This window comes from Actinotalea alkalitolerans (genome assembly GCF_023369855.1).
Classification (GTDB): Bacteria; Actinomycetota; Actinomycetes; order Actinomycetales; family Cellulomonadaceae; genus Actinotalea.
The window spans coordinates 156337-173326 of the sequence record NZ_JAMBPP010000001.1 but is presented as its reverse complement, the minus strand read 5'-3'; the positions used below and the strand labels follow the sequence as shown (position 1 = coordinate 173326).

Annotated in this window: 19 protein-coding genes; 10 read left to right on the top strand and 9 right to left on the bottom strand. The window is 73.2% G+C overall.

Annotated elements, in window-relative coordinates; genetic code table 11:
- Positions 1-169: 169 nt before the first annotated feature.
- The gene (gene nth, locus M1R94_RS00830) at positions 170-952 is read left to right on the top strand and encodes an endonuclease III (protein ID WP_249379764.1); all 783 of its coding nucleotides are present in this window, start codon (positions 170-172) and stop codon (positions 950-952) included.
- Here the strand turns inward: nth and M1R94_RS00825 are convergent.
- From M1R94_RS00825 to M1R94_RS00790, 8 genes are all read right to left on the bottom strand, one after another.
- Entirely contained in the window at positions 873-1817 is a 945-nt protein-coding gene (locus M1R94_RS00825) for an alpha/beta fold hydrolase (protein ID WP_249379763.1), read from the bottom strand. The two genes, nth and M1R94_RS00825, sit on opposite strands and share 80 nt — an antisense overlap.
- A 70-nt stretch (positions 1818-1887) precedes the next feature.
- Positions 1888-2313: a cation:proton antiporter gene (locus M1R94_RS00820; protein ID WP_249379762.1), complete on the bottom strand. Its 426-nt coding sequence runs from the start codon at positions 2311-2313 to the stop codon at positions 1888-1890.
- Positions 2310-2576, bottom strand: a complete 267-nt coding sequence (locus tag M1R94_RS00815) for an MrpF/PhaF family protein (RefSeq protein ID WP_249379761.1) — start codon at positions 2574-2576, stop codon at positions 2310-2312. Before M1R94_RS00815 ends, M1R94_RS00820 begins: the two co-directional genes overlap by 4 nt.
- Positions 2573-2965, bottom strand: a complete 393-nt coding sequence (locus M1R94_RS00810) for a Na+/H+ antiporter subunit E (RefSeq protein ID WP_249379760.1) — start codon at positions 2963-2965, stop codon at positions 2573-2575. The genes M1R94_RS00815 and M1R94_RS00810 overlap by 4 nt, the downstream gene beginning before the upstream one ends.
- Positions 2962-4446 carry a monovalent cation/H+ antiporter subunit D family protein gene (locus tag M1R94_RS00805; protein ID WP_249379759.1) on the bottom strand — a complete coding sequence of 495 codons (1485 nt, stop codon included), beginning with the start codon at positions 4444-4446 and terminating at the stop codon, positions 2962-2964. Before M1R94_RS00805 ends, M1R94_RS00810 begins: the two co-directional genes overlap by 4 nt.
- A complete protein-coding gene (locus M1R94_RS00800; RefSeq protein WP_249379758.1) occupies positions 4443-4751 on the bottom strand; it encodes a sodium:proton antiporter in 309 nt (102 codons plus the stop codon). The genes M1R94_RS00805 and M1R94_RS00800 overlap by 4 nt, the downstream gene beginning before the upstream one ends.
- Complete coding sequence (locus M1R94_RS00795; protein ID WP_249379757.1) at positions 4748-7621, bottom strand: DUF4040 family protein; 2874 nt, start codon at positions 7619-7621, stop codon at positions 4748-4750. Before M1R94_RS00795 ends, M1R94_RS00800 begins: the two co-directional genes overlap by 4 nt.
- 198 nt (positions 7622-7819) lie before the next feature.
- The gene (locus tag M1R94_RS00790) at positions 7820-8566 is read right to left on the bottom strand and encodes a winged helix-turn-helix transcriptional regulator (protein WP_249379756.1); all 747 of its coding nucleotides are present in this window, start codon (positions 8564-8566) and stop codon (positions 7820-7822) included.
- A gap of 184 nt (positions 8567-8750) precedes the next feature.
- Between M1R94_RS00790 and M1R94_RS00785 the strand changes: the two genes are divergently transcribed.
- A complete protein-coding gene (locus M1R94_RS00785; protein WP_249379755.1) occupies positions 8751-9485 on the top strand; it encodes a hypothetical protein in 735 nt (244 codons plus the stop codon).
- Positions 9486-9499: 14 nt separating this feature from the next.
- Here M1R94_RS00785 and M1R94_RS00780 read toward each other — a convergent pair whose 3' ends face one another.
- Positions 9500-9871: a DsrE family protein gene (locus tag M1R94_RS00780; RefSeq protein ID WP_249379754.1), complete on the bottom strand. Its 372-nt coding sequence runs from the start codon at positions 9869-9871 to the stop codon at positions 9500-9502.
- A gap of 162 nt (positions 9872-10033) precedes the next feature.
- On the opposite strand from M1R94_RS00780, the gene M1R94_RS00775 reads away from it, so the two are divergent.
- From M1R94_RS00775 to dtd, 8 genes are all read left to right on the top strand, one after another.
- Complete coding sequence (locus M1R94_RS00775) at positions 10034-10600, top strand: heme-binding beta-barrel domain-containing protein (RefSeq protein ID WP_249379753.1); 567 nt, start codon at positions 10034-10036, stop codon at positions 10598-10600.
- A gap of 28 nt (positions 10601-10628) precedes the next feature.
- Positions 10629-11819 (top strand): CAF17-like 4Fe-4S cluster assembly/insertion protein YgfZ, encoded by a 1191-nt coding sequence (gene ygfZ / locus M1R94_RS00770; RefSeq protein WP_283252749.1) that lies wholly within the window; start codon positions 10629-10631, stop codon positions 11817-11819.
- A complete protein-coding gene (locus tag M1R94_RS00765) occupies positions 11816-12898 on the top strand; it encodes an FUSC family protein (RefSeq protein ID WP_249379751.1) in 1083 nt (360 codons plus the stop codon). Before ygfZ ends, M1R94_RS00765 begins: the two co-directional genes overlap by 4 nt.
- Positions 12899-12993: 95 nt before the next feature.
- Positions 12994-14091 carry a GGDEF domain-containing protein gene (locus M1R94_RS20615; protein WP_249379750.1) on the top strand — a complete coding sequence of 366 codons (1098 nt, stop codon included), beginning with the start codon at positions 12994-12996 and terminating at the stop codon, positions 14089-14091.
- Positions 14088-15170, top strand: coding sequence for a GGDEF domain-containing protein (locus tag M1R94_RS00755; protein ID WP_249379749.1), 1083 nt, complete (start codon positions 14088-14090; stop codon positions 15168-15170). The genes M1R94_RS20615 and M1R94_RS00755 overlap by 4 nt, the downstream gene beginning before the upstream one ends.
- Positions 15171-15204: 34 nt before the next feature.
- Positions 15205-15540 (top strand): DUF2516 family protein, encoded by a 336-nt coding sequence (locus M1R94_RS00750; protein ID WP_249379748.1) that lies wholly within the window; start codon positions 15205-15207, stop codon positions 15538-15540.
- Positions 15537-16526 carry an asparaginase gene (locus M1R94_RS00745; RefSeq protein ID WP_249379747.1) on the top strand — a complete coding sequence of 330 codons (990 nt, stop codon included), beginning with the start codon at positions 15537-15539 and terminating at the stop codon, positions 16524-16526. Before M1R94_RS00750 ends, M1R94_RS00745 begins: the two co-directional genes overlap by 4 nt.
- On the top strand, positions 16523-16948 hold the full coding sequence (gene dtd, locus M1R94_RS00740) for a D-aminoacyl-tRNA deacylase (RefSeq protein WP_249379746.1): 426 nt from the start codon (positions 16523-16525) through the stop codon (positions 16946-16948). The genes M1R94_RS00745 and dtd overlap by 4 nt, the downstream gene beginning before the upstream one ends.
- The last annotated feature ends 42 nt before the right edge of the window (positions 16949-16990 follow it).

The following is a 16990-nucleotide window of genomic DNA, read 5'->3' as shown; positions in this document are numbered from 1 at the left end:
TCCACGGCGCTCCTTCTGCCCGTGATCGTTACGTCGACCGTCGCGGTGGCGCACTTGAGCGGATCGGGTCGCGTTCACTCCAATGGCCCGTCGTCGTTCACCCCTTCGGGGGACGCCCCGTCCGCGCCTCGACCGGGTCGGCAGGGCTGAAGGCGCCTACCATGCGGAGATGCCCCCCGAGTCACAGCTCGCACGGACGCGACGCGCACGACGGGTCAACCGGCTCCTGGCCGAGCGCTACCCCGATGCCAGGTGCGAGCTCGACCACACCGGCCCGCTCGAGCTCCTGGTCGCCACGGTGCTCTCGGCGCAGACCACGGACGTGCGCGTCAACCTCGTCACCCCTGAGCTCTTCTCGCGGTATCCCGACGCCGCGGCGTACGCGGGGGCGGACCCCGAGGAGCTCCAGGACGTGATCCGCTCGACGGGGTTCTTCCGGGCGAAGGCCGAGTCGCTGCGGGGCATCGGCCAGGCTCTCCTGGAACGCCACGCGGGCACGGTCCCGCGGCGCATGGAGGACCTCGTGCGGCTGCCCGGCGTCGGACGCAAGACGGCGAACGTGGTGCTGGGCAACGCGTTCGGCGTCCCCGGCCTCCCGGTGGACACCCACGTCGGGCGGGTCGCCCGACGGCTCGGCCTGACCGACCAGGAGGACCCTGTCGCGATCGAGACCGAGCTCGGTCAGATGATCGAGAAGCGCGAGTGGACCCTGTTCTCGCACCGCATGATCTTCCACGGACGCCGGACCTGCCACTCGCGACGCCCGGCCTGCGGGGCGTGCCCGCTGGCCGACCTGTGCCCGTCCGCGGGGGCCGGGGAGAGCGATCCGGAACGTGCCCTGGCCCTGGTCACCGACAGCGGGGGTGCGCCGGTCACTGAGCGGCGCGCCGGCGCGTCCGTGCCGCCGCCACCGGTGGGAGCCCACCCAGCCAGCCGACCAGCAGGTCGTTGACCCGCTCGGGCGCCTCCTCCGCGACGAAGTGCCCGGCACGCTCGACGACCTCGAAGCGGTACGGACGCCCGGGCCCCGCAGCCCGCGCCAAGGAGAGCGGCACGCAGCGGTCGAGCCGCCCGTGCACCTGCAGCACCGGGACGGCCACCTCGGAGGAGCGCAGAGCCGCGAGGTAGCGCTGACCGTCGACCCGCGGGGTGGACCGGACCAGCCAGCGCAGGGTCTCCATCGCGCTGTGCGCGGCGAACGGCACCCGCGCGGCCGACCGGTACGTCTGGGCGACGTCGGGTGAGAGCCACCCGGGTGAGCCCCACTCCCGCAGCACCCGGGTGCTCAGGTCACCGCGGGTCATCTGGCGCTCGGGGAAGTAGGGCAGCTGGGCGAAGGCGAGCCTGCGGGCCGCTGGGCTCAGCGCGATCCGACGGCCGGCACCGGGGCTGTGCCAGCGCAGCGGGTGAGGCGCACCCAGCGTCGCGACGGCGCGCGTGACCGCGGGCTGCAGGGCCGGCATCGACCAGGCGACCGTCCCGCCCACACCGTGGCCGACCACGACCGCCCGATCGGCGCCCAGCGAACGGATCACCCCGGCGACGTCACGCGTGAGGGTCGGGACGTCGTAGCCGTGAGGCGGCTTGTCCGAGGCGCCGGCTCCCCGCAGGTCCATCGCAGCCACCCGGTAGCCGGCGGCCGCCAGGGCGGGCAGCTGGTGCCGCCAGGCCCACCAGAGCTGAGGGAAGCCGTGCAGCAGCACGACCAGCGGTGCGGTCGGCGCACCGGCCTCGGCCACGTGGAACCGTGCACCGTTCGCGGTCACGAAGCGGTGCTCCCACGGGCCGTCGATCAGCACGGTCGAGGCGTCGGTCACGCCGCAGAACCTACTCCCTCACCGGGACCTGCGGTGCGCGCGAGAGGCTCGACACCGGTCACCTCGGCGGTCATCGGTCGCCGGGGCCCTGCGGCTCGGTCACCGGCCCGACGTCCCCCGGCTCGACCTCCACCCCGACCACGTCCTCCGCGGTGGGTGTCAGGGACTCAGCGGTCGCGAGCTGGTCGAACCGGGTGGCAGCGGCCCGTGGGGCGCGGGTCAGGTAGGCGGCGCGGGCCATCGCGTTGCCACCCACGGCCGCCGTCGCGAGCTGGATGAGCAGTGCCAGGGCGACCTTGACCGTGTTGAGCGGGCTCGGGAAGTGCAGCAGCACCCCGATCAGCATCAGGGCGATGCCCAGCCCGCCGGCCATCGTCACCGCGCTCAGCCGGGAGTACACGTCGGGCAGGCGCACCAGCCCGAGGGCACCGACGGCGAACACCAGGGCACCGGCCAGGACCAGGCCGGTGCCGACGTGCGTGAGGACGTCGCTCATCGCTTGCCTCCGGTGATGAGTCGGGCCAGGGACAGCGCCGCGATGAACCCCACGAGGGTGGCCACGAGCACGATGTCGATCACCAGGTCGTTGCCCAGGCGCAGGCCCAGGATCACCACCAGGGCCACGAAGCCGAAGAAGATCACGTCGGCGGCCGCGCCTCGGTCGGCGTCCGACGGACCGCGCAGGATCCTGCGCGCGGCGGCGATCATCGAGACGACGATCACCACGAAGGCGAGGGTGGTCAGCAGGTCCAGGGTCATCGCTCGACCTCCCCGGTGAGCGGCGGTGCGGGGGGGACGGGCCCGGCGTCGGGGTCGCGTCGCATCGCGGCCAGCAGCCGGGTCTCCATCGCGTACTGGTCCGCGCGGAACTCCTCGAGGTCGGTGATGTACATGCCGTGCACCCAGAGCGTCGCGGGGTCCTTGCGGACGGCCACGGTCACCGTCCCGGGCGTCAGGGTGATGAGGTTCGCCATCGTGGTGATCTCCAGGTCGGTGACGCACCGCAGCGGGAGCTCGACGAAGCCGGCGGTGATCCGGCTGCCCGGTGTGAGGATGTCCCGGGCGACCGTCGTGTTGGCCTTGACGACCTCGGCGGCGAAGTAGAACGGGAAGCCCAGCAGTCGCAGGGCCCAGCGCACACGGCTCACGGCCGGATCACCGCCTCCACGTAGGCCGAGGTGTCGATCAGCCCGGCGGCCGCCTGCGAGGCCAGACCCAGCAGGACCTCACCACCCAGGCCCAGGCACAGGGTCGTGGCCGTCAGGACCAGGGCCGGTGCGACCAGTCGTGCGCGGACCTTGACCATGGTCGTGCTGCCGTCCACCGTGTCGGGGTCGTCGGGTGGTGAGCCCCAGAAGGCGGTGCCCCAGATCTTGAGCATCGACATGAGGGTGATCAGGCTGACCGCGACGGCCACCGCGACCGCGCCCCACTGCTGGGCGTCCACGGCTGCGGTGACCAGGGTGAGCTTGGCCACGAACCCCGAGAACGGCGGGAGACCCGCGAGGGACAGCGCCGCACCGATGAAGGCGACCGCGAGCAGCGGCTCACGGCGTGCGATGCCGCCCAGCCGGTCCAGCCGGCTGTCGCCGTAGACGTGCTCGATCGCACCGGTGGACAGGAAGAGCGACGCCTTCACGAACATGTGGTGGATGAGGTAGAAGATCCCGGCCATCAGTCCGAGCGGGGTGAACAGCGCCACACCCATCAGGATGTAGCCGATCTGGCTGATCATGTGGAACACCAGGATCGAGCGGGTCGTGCTCTGGCCCACCGCACCGAGCACCCCGATGACCATCGTGACCGAGACGGTGAGCAGCCCGATCCACAGGTACCGGGAGTCGCCGTCGAAGAGCACGGCGTACAGGCGGTAGATCGCGTAGATCGCGACCTTCGTGTGCAGGCCCGAGAAGAGGGCCGTGACGGCCGGGGACGTCGCCGGGTAGGCCCGCGTGAGCCACCCGTGCACCGGGACGACCGCGGCCTTGACCGACAGCGCGAGCAGGCACACGGCGGCGGCTGCCGCGACCAGCGGGTCCTGCTTGGCCAGGCCGGCCAGCTCACCCAGGTTGACGGTGCCGGTGACGCCGTACACCAGGCCCACGCCGGCCAGGAAGATCGTCGAGGTCAGCAGGTTCACCGCCACGTACAGCCGGCCGGCCTTGAGCCGGTTCAGCCCGCCGTTCATCGCCAGCAGGCCGTAGGACGGCAGGAGCATGACCTCGATGAAGACGAACATGTTGAAGAGGTCACCGGTCATCAGCGCCCCGAAGACCCCCGCCGTCAGGGTGAGCACCAACGAGGAGAAGTACTGCGTGTCGGCCGTGCCGGTGACGATCGCGAAGGCCGAGCAGACCAGGGCGAGCAGTGCGGTGGCGCTGATCATCAGGGCCGTGAAGACGTCGACCACGAAGGGGATCGCGATGCCGTCGGGCCACAGGGCGACGTTGTCCACCAGGACGGCGCCGTCGCGAGTCAGCCAGACGAGGTACAGGCCCGTGGCGAGCACCGCGGCGCTCGGGGCCATGAGCAGGGTCTGCCGCACCGGGCGCGACCGGTCCAGGACGGCCAGGGCCGCCGCGGCCAGCAGCGGCACCGCGACGATCAGGGGCAGCAGCGCGGCGCTCATGAGGGGTCCTCGGTGTCGTCGTCGGTGCGTGCGACCGCGAGGGTGAACATGTAGATGGTGATGGCGAAGGCGATGACGATGGCGGTCAGGACGAACGCCTGGGGCAGCGGGTCGGCCGCGGTGGCCGGGTCGGCACGGTCCATCAGCGGTGCGTCACGCCGTGAGGTGACACCCGAGGACAGCAGCAGCAGGTTCACCGCGTGGCTCAGCAGCACGAAGCCGAGCACGATGCGCACCATGCCTCGCTGCAGCAGCAGGTAGACGCCGCCGGTGACGAGGATCCCGATGGTCAGGGCGAGGGTCATCGCGCACCTCCGGTCGTGGTGGGCTCGTGCACCGGCGACGTGTCGTCGTGCGGTCCGGCGGGCGGCTCGCCGTCGTCGGGCGGGTCGTCGTCGGGGCCCAGCGGCCGTGTCTCGGCGTGGATGTCGTCCTCGGTGCCCAGCCTGTTGAGGGTGGTGAGCAGCACGCCGACCACCGCCAGGTACACGCCGATGTCGAACAGCAGCGCGGTGGTGAAGTGGTAGTAGCCGCCGGGGTAGGGGATGTCGACGTGCAGCGGCCGCAGGAACGACTCGTCGACGTAGCCGAGCAGACCCGTGCCGGTCGCGACGACGATGCCCAGGGCGCTGATCAGCGCGTAGGGCAGGTGGATCGGGGCACGGCGGGCGTCCCACGCGGTGAGGTAGGCCAGGGCGAAGCCCGCACCGCCGACCAGGGCCGCGATGAACCCGCCGCCGGGGGCGTTGTGCCCGCGCAGCAGCAGGTAGGCCGACCAGACGACTAGGACCGGGCTCAGCGCACGCCCCACGGTGCGCATGATGAGCGAGTTCTCCCGCGCCGAGAACACGGCGTTGCGGGCGAAGCCGGAGACCTTCTCGGGGAGGTTGCCGTGGCTCAGGCTGCTCGAGTCGAGCACCGCGATGATGATCAGCCCGGCGATCGCCAGCACGGTCAGCTCACCCAGGGTGTCCAGCGCACGGAAGTCCACCAGGATCGTGTTGACGACGTTGCTGCCCCCGGTCTCCTCCTCGGCGTTGCGCAGGAAGTAGTCGGCGGCGGGGGACAGCTCGCGGCGCCCCGTCAGGGCGAAGGCCGCCAGGGCCGCTGCGGTGCCCGCAGCGATCGCCACCACGGCGGCCACAGCACCTCGCCGGCGGCTGACCGGGTGGAACTTGCGCGGAAGGCGCCGCAGCACCAGGACCGCGACCACGACCGTGAGGATCTCGACCAGCAGCTGGGTCAGGGCGAGGTCGAAGCCACCCAGGAACAGGAACCACAGGGCGACGGCGAATCCGGCGATGCCGGTCAGCGCCACAGCGGCCAGACGCGACCGGGTGATCACCACGGCGATCACGGCGACCAGGACGAGCGCCACCAGCAACCAGTCCATCGGCCGGGTCGTCTCGCCGTTGAGGGCCGGCAGCGTCGGGCCGCTGAGCACGACCACGGCCGCCAGACCGCTCACCACCACCATGACGGTGCCCAGGTAGGGCGCGGGGGCGTCGGTGCGGGTGAGGTTCCCGATGCGCGCCCCGACCGAGATGACCAGGCTGTGCAGCTCCTCGAAGACCGCGGTGCCCTTGACGGGGAACAGCCGCCGGTCCAGCCCGCGGTCGACCGAGAGGCGACGCCAGGCCAGCACGGTGCCGATCGCGATCGCGAGCAGGGACATGAACAGCGGGCTGTTGAGACCGTGCCACAGGGCCAGACCGCCGTGCCCCGGCTCGGAGGTGGTCTCGAGGACCACCTGGTCGACCAGCGGGTTGAGGAGCGGGACGGTGAGCCCGAGCACCAGGCCGCCCGAGGCTGCCAGCGCCGGGGCGAGGAGGTACGCGGTCGAGGCCTCGCCGCGTCGGGCCTCCCCGGGGGGCCCCCCGAACGCGCCCTGCACCATCCGGTAGGCGTAGGCGAAGGTCAGGGCCGCGGCGCCGACCGCGACGGTCCCGGCCAGAGCCCCGGCCCACGACGGGCCGGGGGCCTCGAGGAAGGCAGCGAAGAGGCTCTCCTTGGACACGAAGCCGAGCAGCGGGGGCACCCCCGCCATCGACAGCGCGGCAAGGGTCATGAGCACGGCGGTGACCGGCATGGTCGTGCGCAGGCCGTGCAGCCGCCGGATGTCACGCGTCCCGTTCTGGGTGTCGATGACCCCCATCAGCATGAAGAGCGACGACTTGAACAGCGCGTGGGCCAGGGTGTGCACCGCGGCGGCGGTCAGCGCGTAGGGCGTCCCGACGCCGATGACGGCCACCAGGAAGCCGAGCTGGCTGACCGTCGAGTACGCCAGGAGCTCCTTGAGGTCGTGCCGCTGGAGCGCGAAGACCGCACCGATCACGGCGGTGATCAGCCCGGTGGTGATCAGGACGGTGTTCCACAGCGGGAAGTCGCCGAAGATGGGGGTGAAGCGCATGAGCAGGTAGATGCCTGCCTTGACCATCGCCGCGGCGTGCAGGTAGGCGCTGACCGGGGTGCTGGCCGCCATCGCGTCGGGCAGCCAGTAGTGGAACGGGAACTGGGCGGACTTGGTGAACCCCGCGACGATCAGCAGCAGTGCGACCACGGCCGACCAGGTCGGGTTCGCCTGCCAGTCGGTCTCGGCGAGGATCACGCTGAGCCGGCTGGTGCCCGCCTCGACCATCAGCAGCACGACGGCGGCCAGCAGGGCGAGCCCGCCGAGCGCGGTGAGGAGGAACGTCCGGACGGCGGCACGGTTGGCCGACTCCCCCGAGAGCCCGATCAGGTAGAACGAGCAGATCGTCGTGAGCTCCCAGAACACGAACATCAGCACGACGTCGTCCGCCACGACCAGGCCCACCATGGCCGCTGCGAACGAGGTCATCAGCGCGTAGAAGCCGGTGCGCCGGCCGGCCGGGAAGTACCGCGTCGAGTACGCCATGATCAGCGCCCCGACGCCCAGCACCAGCATCGAGAAGAGCCAGCTGGTCGCGTCCATGCGCAGGTGCAGCCCGACGTCGATGGTCGGCATCCAGGGCACGAAGAACTCGACGGCACCGCCCTCGCCGAGCACGGTGGGGGCCTGCAGGCCGACGACCGCGGCGAGGGCCGCGAAGACCGCCGCGATCGGCCATCCGGCCGAGCGGCCCAGCAACCGGTCGAGCAGCGGGGTGCACGCGACGGTCGCGAGGAGCGTGAGGATGATCAGAGGGAGGGCCACGCCGCTATCCCTTCAGCACGGACGGGGGACGCGTCACGCCGGTCTCACGGCGGGCGGACACGCAGGGGCGTGCTCGGTTCACGGGGGGTCTCCAGTGGGCAGGCGGAACATGCTGCCGACCAGGCTTCCCGGCTCACCGAGATCGAGGATAGACCGTCGGTCGGGACGACGCGCACCGCGGGACGGGGGACCTCCCCGTCAGGGGGCGGGGTCGGAGTCGTCGAGGTCGGCCGCCGCCGCCGCCGCGGCCGCGACCTCGGCCGCACGACGGTCCTTGGGCGGGTCGAAGCGGTAGCCGACGTTGCGCACGGTGCCGATCAGCTGCTCGTGCTCGGGGCCGAGCTTGGCGCGCAGCCGACGCACGTGCACGTCGACCGTCCGGGTGCCTCCGTAGTAGTCGTAGCCCCACACCTCCTGCAGCAGCTGGGCCCGGGTGAAGACCCGGCCCGGGTGCTGCGCGAGGTACTTGATCAGCTCGAACTCCTTGTAGGTGAGGTCCAGCGGACGCCCCCGCAGCCGTGCGGTGTACCCGCCGGCGTCGATCGTCAGCTCGCCGCTCGAGATCTCCTCGGGTGCGTTGTTCGCCTCCGCCGTCCCCGAGCGCTCGATCACCAGCCGCAGCCGGGTCTCGACCTCGACCGGTGAGGCGTCCTCGAGCAGGAAGTCCGCAGCGCCCCACTCGGCGGTGACCACGGTCAGGCCGCCCTCGGTCAGCACCAGCACGAGCGGGACGGTCAACCCGGTCGCGCGCAGCAGCCGGCAGGTGGACCGTGCCGTGGCCAGGTCACGCCGGGCGTCCAGCAGCAGCACGTCGGCGTCGGGCGCGTCGAGCAGTGCCGACGGTTCGACGGGGAGCACCCTCACACGGTGCGCGAGAAGGCCCAGTGCGGGGAGGACCTGGGTGGAGCCTCCGGCCGTGGGTGTGAGCAGCAACAGATCTGCCACCGGTGCGCCTCCTGAGGACGGGGGGTTCACCGTACCGCCGGGAGCGGGACGCTGGTCACCGCGACCACCACGCAAGCAGCGGCCGGTGATCTGCGAGACTCTGCTGCGTGCTCCCCCCTCGTGCATCGGCGCTGCCACGACCGCGTGCGCCACGTCCGACCGCCCCGGTGGCGGTGACCGGCTGATGGACGTCTCGACGCGTGCGGTGCTGACCGCGGCGATCGCGACCCTGGTCGCGGTGGCCGCCTTCGTCGGCGAGCTCCCCCTGGTCGTCGCTGCGGGCGTGCTGACCCTCGTCTTCGCCGTCGGCTGGCCGCTCCTGCTCGACCTGCCCAACCGGCTCGGCTCCTCGGTGGTGATCGCCCTGGGCGGCGCCGCAGCGGTGATCACCGGCGCCGCGACCCGGGGCGAGCCCTTCCTGCGTGAGCTCCCGGTGGTCGTCGCCCTCGCGGTGCTGCTCGCGTTCGTCAACGAGCTCGCCCGTCAGGACGGCCGGCTGCGCCTGGTGGAGTCGGTGACCGGGACCGTGACGGGTGTGCTCATCGTCACAGCCGCAGCGGGCTGGGTGGCCTCGGGCCGCACCCCGGGCGCCACCTCGCTGGTGGTCACCGGGGCGGTGGCCCTCGCGGTCGGCGCCGCGGTGTCGGCGGTGCCCCTGCTGGGGTGGACCGGAGCGTCGGTCACCACCCTCTGCGCGACCGGTGCCGGGGCCACCGTGGGCGCGGTCATGCCGGATCTCGACCCGGTGCCCGGGGGTGTGCTCGGCCTCGCGGTCGGCATCCTCATCGCCGCGCTGCACGTGCTCTTCCACCGGGTCCCGTCGATGACCAGCCGGTGGGCGGCGCTCGCGGCGGCCGTGCTGCCGACCCTCGTGAGCGGGATCGTGATCTACGTGGTCGGCCGGGTGCTCGTCGGCTGACGCCGGCTCGGCGCTCAGTACACCAGGGCCTGGGCGCCAGGACGCAGGCACTCCTCGACGAAGACTGCGGCGCCGGCGATCCGCACCCCGGGCACGAGGTCGGCCGCGGTGATGCCCCGTCGCGTGGCGCACTGGGTGCACAGGGTCACGGTGCCCTCGGCCAGCACCAGCTCGAGGAGGTCGGCCAGCGGGGCCGCGTGAGCGAGCTCGATGTCGCCGGTGCGACCCGGCAGGGCAAGCCAGGAGGCCTCCCCGGTGAGCCACAGGCTGACCTCGGCACCGGCGGCCACCGCAGCTGCGGCGACGGTGAACGCCTGGTTGCAGGCCTCGGGGCGGTCGGCCCCCGAGGTCGACTTGACGACCAGCGGGCGGGACGGTTCGGCCATGGCAGCAGCCTACGCAGCGACCCTCACCGACCGGCGTCGTAGGATCGACCCATGCTCGCTCTCGAGATCTTCTTCATCGGACTGCTCGTCGCAGCCTCGCTCGCGATCGGCTGGTTCGCCTTCTACGTCGTGTTCAAGCTCTACAAGGGGCAGCGCTAGACGATGCCGGTCCCCTTCACGCTGCCCGACGGGCTCGCTCCCGAGATCTACCCCCTCGCCTGGCTGGTCGGCCGATGGTCGGGCGAGGGCGTCGTCGAGCACCCCGAGGTCCCGCGCACCCGCATGATCAGCGAGGTCCTCGTCTCGCACGACGGCGGCCCGTACCTCACCTGGGAGAGCACCCTGCGACTCGTTCCCGAGCCGTCCGACGGTGCCGGCGGCGACGACGACGGTGTCGCGGACCCCGTGGGTCAGGTCTGGTCGCGCGAGTCCGGCTTCTGGCGGGTGCCGGCGGACCGGCCGCAGGACGTCCCGGCCGACAAGCACCCGGTCGAGCTGCTGCTCACCGACCCGGCCGGGCATCTCGCGCTCTACGCGGGGGTGGTCGGCAACGGCCGGATCGACCTGGTCAGCGACCTCATCGCCCGGACCCCGGACGCGGTCGAGGTCAGCGCCGCGACCCGCCTCTACGGCCTGGTCGACGGCGACCTGCTGTGGACCTGGGACCTCGCGGCCTTCGGGCTGCCGCTGCAGTCCTACGCCTCGGCGCAGCTCGAGCGGGTCGGCTGAGATGACCGGACCCACCGACCCGGCTGAGATGACCGGACCCACCGACCCGCAGCCGGCGGAGGGGACAGGCCCCGCCGTGACCACCTGGCAGCCCGCGGTGGCGAGCCCTCTGCTGCGCCGCCGTGGCGCGGTGGCCGGCACGGGACCGGACGCCGGTGTGGCGTGGCACTACGGGGACCCGACGGCCGAGCAGCGGGCCCTCGCGGCCGGGGGCGCGGTGGTCGACCAGTCCCACCTGGGGGTCGTGACGGTCACCGGACCGGACCGGCTCACCTGGTTGCACTCGATCACCTCGCAGCAGCTGGCCGGTCTGGCGCCGCGCAGCTCGACCGAGACGCTGGTGCTGAGCCCGCACGGCCACGTCGAGCACGCGGCCGGGGTGGTCGACGACGGCGCGACCACCTGGCTGATCACCGAAGGTGCCGCCGCGGCGCCCCTGGCCGCCTGGCTGACCTCGATGCAGTTCATGCTGCGGGTCGAGGTCGCCGACGTGACCGCGGACTGGGCCGTGCTGGGCGAGCCTGTGGACGCCGAGGGCGGCGAGGGCGAGCCGGTCACGTGGCGAGACCCGTGGCCGCACACCCTCGCCGGCGGCACGCGCTACGGCCTTCCCGACGACGAGCACCCCGGGCTCGACCGGCCCTGGCGCCAGGTCCTCGTGCCCCGCGACGACCTGCTCGAGGCTGTCGCCGCACGCGAGGCCGCAGGATGGCGGCTCGCGGGGACCTGGGCGAGCGAGGCCGCGAGGGTCGAGGCCTGGCGTCCGCGTTCGGCGGTCGAGGTCGATCACCGCACGCTTCCGCACGAGCTGGACTGGCTGCGCACGGCCGTGCACCTGGTCAAGGGGTGCTACCGCGGTCAGGAGGCCGTCGCCCGTGTGCACAACCTCGGGCGTCCACCGCGGCGCCTGGTGATGCTCCACCTGGACGGCTCGGGCCATCTGCTGCCCGAGCCCGGTGCCGAGGTGCGGCTGCCGGGCGAGGGAGGTCGGGTCGTGGGACGGGCGACCAGCGTGGCCCGACATCACGAGCTCGGGCCGGTGGCCCTGGCCGTGATCAAGCGCTCGACCCCGGTGGACACCGATCTGCTCGTGGCCTGCGACGGCGGCGACGTCGCAGCGGGCCAGGAGGTCGTCGTCGCGGGCGAGGGCATCTCCGCCGACCGACCGGCCCCCTCGGCACCGGTCGCCCGAGGGTTGGGTCCGCGGACCACCCGGTGAGGTCGGCCCGTGTGGTCGTGCGTTCGCGCGTCCGCCAGGGATGGGCCCGGGTCCGTCGTGCCGCAGTGCCGGTGCTGCTCGCGAGCGTCGCCGCCGGCGTCGCGTTCGCGGTCGCGCACTACCTGCTCGGGCACGAGGCGCCGTTCTTCGCACCGGTGTCGGCCTGGATCGCGCTCGGGTTCAGCGCCGACCGCCAGCTGAGGCGCGTCGCGGAGCTGGCCATCGGGGTCGCCGTGGGGGTCGGGCTCGCCGACCTGCTGGTCGGCCTGATCGGCACGGGCTCGATGCAGATCGCCCTGGTGCTGGCCCTGGCAGCCCTCGCCGCGCGATTCCTGGACCGGGGCTCGTTGCTCGCCACCCAGGCCGGGGTGCAGGCCATCGTCATCGTCGCCCTGCCCGCCGCCGACTCGGGCGGGCCGATCGGCCGGTGGACCGACGCTCTCATCGGTGGCCTCGTCGCCCTGGTCGCCGCCGCCCTGTGGCCGCAGGACCCACGGCGGTGGTCACGGTCGCTGGCCGAGGAGGGCGTCACCGAGGTGACCGACGTGCTGCGTCTGCTGGCCCGGGGGATGTCCACCGGCGAGCCGCAGGACGTCGACGAGGCGCTCATCCGGGGCCGGGCCTCGCAGGCCGTGCTCGACCAGTGGCGGGACGTCGCGCGCAACGCGCGTCAGATGGTCCAGGTCTCACCCGCGCACCGGCGGCACCGCGCCGAGCTGGGTGAGCTCGAGACCTCCGCGGTGATGCTCGACCGGGTCATGCGCAGCGCCCGGGTGCTGGCACGGCGCTCGCGGGTGGTGGTCCGCGACGGGCACGACGTCGCGGCGCTGGCCTCGCTCGTGGAGGCCGTGGCGCGCGCCACCGAGCAGCTGGCGGGGGAGCTCGCCGACGGGGTCGAGCCGGTGCGGACGCGTGAGCGGATCATGGACGTCGCGACCCGGTCGGACCCGTGGGCGGTCTCGCCGGACGACTGGCACGTGCAGAGCCTGGTCCTGCTGCTCCGTTCCCTCGTCGTGGATCTGGGGGAGGCTGCCGGGATGGAGGGTGATGAGGTGCGGGCGTGCCTGCCGCACCTGTGACCGCGTCCGCTGCATGGCCTGCCGTCCACCGCCGCGTGACCCGTTCACCCGTTCGAGGGGTCACCGTGACCGGTCGGCGTGCCGATGACCAAGCAGTGACCGCGGCCTCCTTCCTCGAGCCGAGGGACCGGGTCGCCACCGGACGGGCCGCCGCGACCCTCCTCGTCGTGGGCGGGCTGGTGACCTTCGGCTTCGAGGTCTACGCCGTCGCGGTCGGCCGCGAGCACAACTCGTGGATGACGCTCGGTGTCACGGGTGTCGTGCTGGTGCTGATGACGTGGCTCGCGGTCGTGTTCTGGTACCGCGCGACGACGATGCCCGCAGGGGCCTTCCTGGGGACCGCGTTCGGGGGCATCGCGCTGATCGTGGTGGTCGCGCTGGTGACCCTGGACCCGAGCGCGGCGGCGCAGATCGGTTTCGTCTACCCCGTGGTCGGTGCCGCGACCTACCTGCGGCCCCCCGCGGCCTGGACGGTCGTCGGCGGCGTCGTGGTCGGTGACGCGGTCATCGTCTTCTCCCTGCTGGATCCGGTGGCCGCGGCGGCCGACCTCGCCGTGATGACCTCGGCCGCGGTCGTGCTGACGATCATGCTGACCCGGTCGGGCGCCTACCAGCAGCAGCTGCTCGACCGCCTCCACGAGCTCGCGACGGTCGACGCCCTGACAGGCCTGGTCACACGCCGCGAGATGGAGGAGGTCGCGGCCCGGGTGCTCAGCGCTCACCGTGCGGTTCCCGCCCCGGGAGTCGGCCTGCTCATCCTCGACGTCGACCGGTTCAAGATCCTCAACGACACCTTCGGCCACCCGGCGGGCGACGCGGCCCTGGAGCACCTCGCCTCGCTGCTGCACGACGTCCTCCGGCCGGGCGACACGGTCGCGCGGATGGGCGGGGACGAGATCGCGGCGCTGCTGCCCGGGATCGACCGGGACGCCCTGGCTCACCGGGCCGAGGCGGTGCGGTCGACCGTCCGGGCGAACCCGCTGCCGCACCCTGCGGGTGAGCTCGCCCTCAGCGTGAGCGTCGGTGCGGCGCACACCGCGACGGTGGGAGCCGACTTCCACGAGCTGTACGCCGCCGCCGACGCGGCGCTCTACCGGGCCAAGGTCGCAGGACGCGACCGCGTCGAGGTCGCCGGGGGCGCCGTGGACGGACCTGGCCGCCCCGGGCCGGTCATCGTGCGGACGGTGCGGTGAGCACGCCGAGTGGCCGGTGGCCGGCCCGTCTGCTCGCGCGGGTCCCGCTGGATCGTCTGGGGCCCCGCAACGCCCTGGTCGCGGCCCGCACCGCTGCGGGGCTCGCGGCGGTCGGCGGCGCCGCGACGGTGATGACCGAGCTGGTGGCGCACTCGACCGGGGCGGCCGGTCCGTCGACGATCGTGCTGACCGTGGGAACCCTCGTGCTGCTCGGCGGCGGCGTGCTGTGGGTGCTGCGCCGCCGGATCCCGGCCTGGATGTGGGGGGCCGTGGCGACCGCGAGCGTCGTGCCGATCCTGGGCGTGAACCTCGCCACACGGGACGCGAGTGGCGGTGCGCAGATCGCCTTCCTGCTGCCGGTCGTCTACGCGGGGGCGTTCCTGCGGGCCGGGGCGGCGTGGTCGGTGGCCGGGGTAGCGATCGTCGCGAACGCGGTGGTCGTGTTCAGCGTGCTGCCGCTGCACGGGGCGCTCAACGACTTCCCGTTCGTCCTGGCGGTCGTCGTGGCGCTGACGAGCGTGCTGGTGGCCAGCGGTCACCGCCAGGACCGTCTGGTGGACCAGCTCACCGAGCTGCTCGCGGTCGACCCGGTCTCCGGGGTCTTCACGCGACGGGCGTTCACCGACGCGGCGCAGGTGGTGCTGGACGAGCCGCTGGGGCGTGGTGCGGCCCTGCTGATCATGGACCTGGACCGCTTCAAGTGCGTCAACGACACCCACGGGCACCCGGTCGGCGACGCCGTGCTCGGACACGTGGCCGCCGTCACCCGCGACCACTGCGGGTCCGGGGCGGTGGTGGGCCGCCTCGGCGGCGACGAGTTCGCGGTGCTCCTGCCCGACGTGCGGGCGGCCGAGGCGCGGGCCCGGGCCGTCGGCCTGCTGGCTGCCCTGGCCAGGACGCCGCTGGTGCTCGACGAGCTGGTGCTGGAGATGAGTGTGAGCGTCGGTGTCGCGCACACCCACGAGGCGCTGCCGGTGAGCGCCCTGTACGAGTCCGCCGATGCCGCGCTGTACGACGCCAAGCGGGCCGGACGGGGCCAGGTCGCCCTGGCGGCCGGGCCGGTGGCACGCACGGGGTGACCGCGTGGGCGGCAGCGTCTCGTAGGCTCGGACCGTGATCCGCTCCGTGCAGCTGCTGGTGTTCCTCGTCCTGTACCTCGCCGTGTTCGCCACCTGCGTCGTCGCGCTCGTGGACGTGCTCCGCCGGCCGCCGGCCGCCTTCGTGAGCGCGGGCAAGCGCACCAAGGGCTTCTGGCTCGGGGTGACGGTCGCCGCGACAGCCGTCTCGTTCGTGGCGATCCCGTACCCCCTCGGCATCGGTGCGCTCGGCTTCCTGGCGATCGTCGGCGCGGTGGCCGCGATCGTGTACCTGGTCGACGTGAAGCCGGCGGTCGCGCCCTACTCGGGCCGTCGCGGGCCGGGCGACGGGCCGCGCGGGACCGGCTGGTGACCCCGGGGCGGCTGGCCGAGGTGGTGCGCGGCGACCTGGTCGAGTCGCGCCACGAGGGCCACCTGGTGGTGCTGGACGCCGACGGCTCGGTGCTCCGGTCGGTCGGTGACCCGCACGCCACGATCTGGCCGCGGTCCTCGCTCAAGCCGGTGCAGGCGGTCGCGATGCTGCGTGCGGGTCTGGAGATCGACGCGGCCGGCCTGGCGCTGGCCTGCGCGAGCCACTCGGGGCAGGACGAGCACCTTGCGGTCGCCCGACGCACGCTGGCTGCGGCCGGCCTGATCGAGGAGGCCCTCCAGAACACCCCCGACCTGCCGCTCGACCCGGGGGCGGCCCTGGCCTGGCAGACGGCCGGCGGGGTCGCGTCGTCGATCACCCAGAACTGCTCGGGCAAGCACGCCGCGATGCTCGCGACCTGCGTGGCGGCCGGGTGGGAGACCGCGACCTACCGGGATCCCGAGCACCCGCTGCAGCTCGGGGTGCGGTCGACGGTCGCCGAGCTCACCGGTGTCCCGGTCGAGCACGTCACGGTGGACGGGTGCGGTGCACCGTTGCTCTCGACCAGCGTGACCGGCCTGGCCCGAGCGCTCGGCAGGATCGCTGCGGCCCCGGTGCGCGAGCCGGGCTCCCCGCAGGCGCGGGTGGCCCTGGCGATGTCGGGGCACCCCGACCTGGTGGGCGGGCGGGACCGTGACGTCACGGCCTTCCTGCGCGCGGTCCCGGGTCTGGTCGCGAAGGACGGCGCCGAGGGGGTCTACGCCGCGGGGCTGCCGGACGGCTCGTCGGTCGCGTTCAAGGTGGCCGACGGCAGCGGACGACCGCGTCCCGCGATCCTCGCGGCCGCCCTGGACGTGCTGCTGGAGGCCGGCGGGGCCGACGACAGGCAGCGGGCCGCCGTGCGCGCGGTCGGCGCCACACCCGTGCTGGGCCACGGTCGCCCGGTCGGTGAGGTCGTGGCGACCGTGGGCGAGGTGCGGGTCGCGTGAGGGCGGTGGTGCAGCGCGTGTCGAGCGCCCGGGTCACGGTCGACGGTCAGGTCGTGGGTTCGATCGACCGCCCGGGCCTGCTGGTGCTGGTGGGAGTCACGCACGACGACGGGGACGAGCAGGTCGAGCTCGTCGCGCGCAAGGTCGCCGAGCTGCGCATCCTGCGGGACGAGCGGTCGGCGGTGGATGCGGGCGCGCCGGTGCTGGTGGTCAGCCAGTTCACGCTCTACGCCGACACGCGCAAGGGGCGTCGGCCGACCTGGAACGCGGCGGCTCCCGGGCCGGTGGCCGAGCCGTTGGTCGCCGCGGTGGTCGCGGCCCTGCGGGGTCGGGGGCTGGAGGTGGCCACGGGTGCTTTCGGGGCGGACATGGCGGTCGAGCTCGTCAACGACGGACCGGTGACCATCCTGCTCGAGGCCTGATCCGCGGACCTCCTGCCGAGGAAACGTACGACCGTGCTATTT

Bases quoted from the DNA above. Each gene is read 5' to 3' on its own strand.
- nth (WP_249379764.1), top strand. From the start codon at position 170: ATGCCCCCCGAGTCACAGCTCGCACGGACGCGACGCGCACGACGGGTC.
- M1R94_RS00820 (WP_249379762.1), bottom strand. From the start codon at position 2,313: ATGAGCGACGTCCTCACGCACGTCGGCACCGGCCTGGTCCTGGCCGGT.
- M1R94_RS00815 (WP_249379761.1), bottom strand. From the start codon at position 2,576: ATGACCCTGGACCTGCTGACCACCCTCGCCTTCGTGGTGATCGTCGTC.
- M1R94_RS00805 (WP_249379759.1), bottom strand. From the start codon at position 4,446: ATGAGCGCCGCGCTGCTGCCCCTGATCGTCGCGGTGCCGCTGCTGGCC.
- M1R94_RS00800 (WP_249379758.1), bottom strand. From the start codon at position 4,751: ATGACCCTCGCCCTGACCATCGGGATCCTCGTCACCGGCGGCGTCTAC.
- M1R94_RS00785 (WP_249379755.1), top strand. From the start codon at position 8,751: ATGGACGTCTCGACGCGTGCGGTGCTGACCGCGGCGATCGCGACCCTG.
- M1R94_RS00780 (WP_249379754.1), bottom strand. From the start codon at position 9,871: ATGGCCGAACCGTCCCGCCCGCTGGTCGTCAAGTCGACCTCGGGGGCC.
- M1R94_RS00775 (WP_249379753.1), top strand. From the start codon at position 10,034: ATGCCGGTCCCCTTCACGCTGCCCGACGGGCTCGCTCCCGAGATCTAC.
- ygfZ (WP_283252749.1), top strand. From the start codon at position 10,629: ATGACCGGACCCACCGACCCGCAGCCGGCGGAGGGGACAGGCCCCGCC.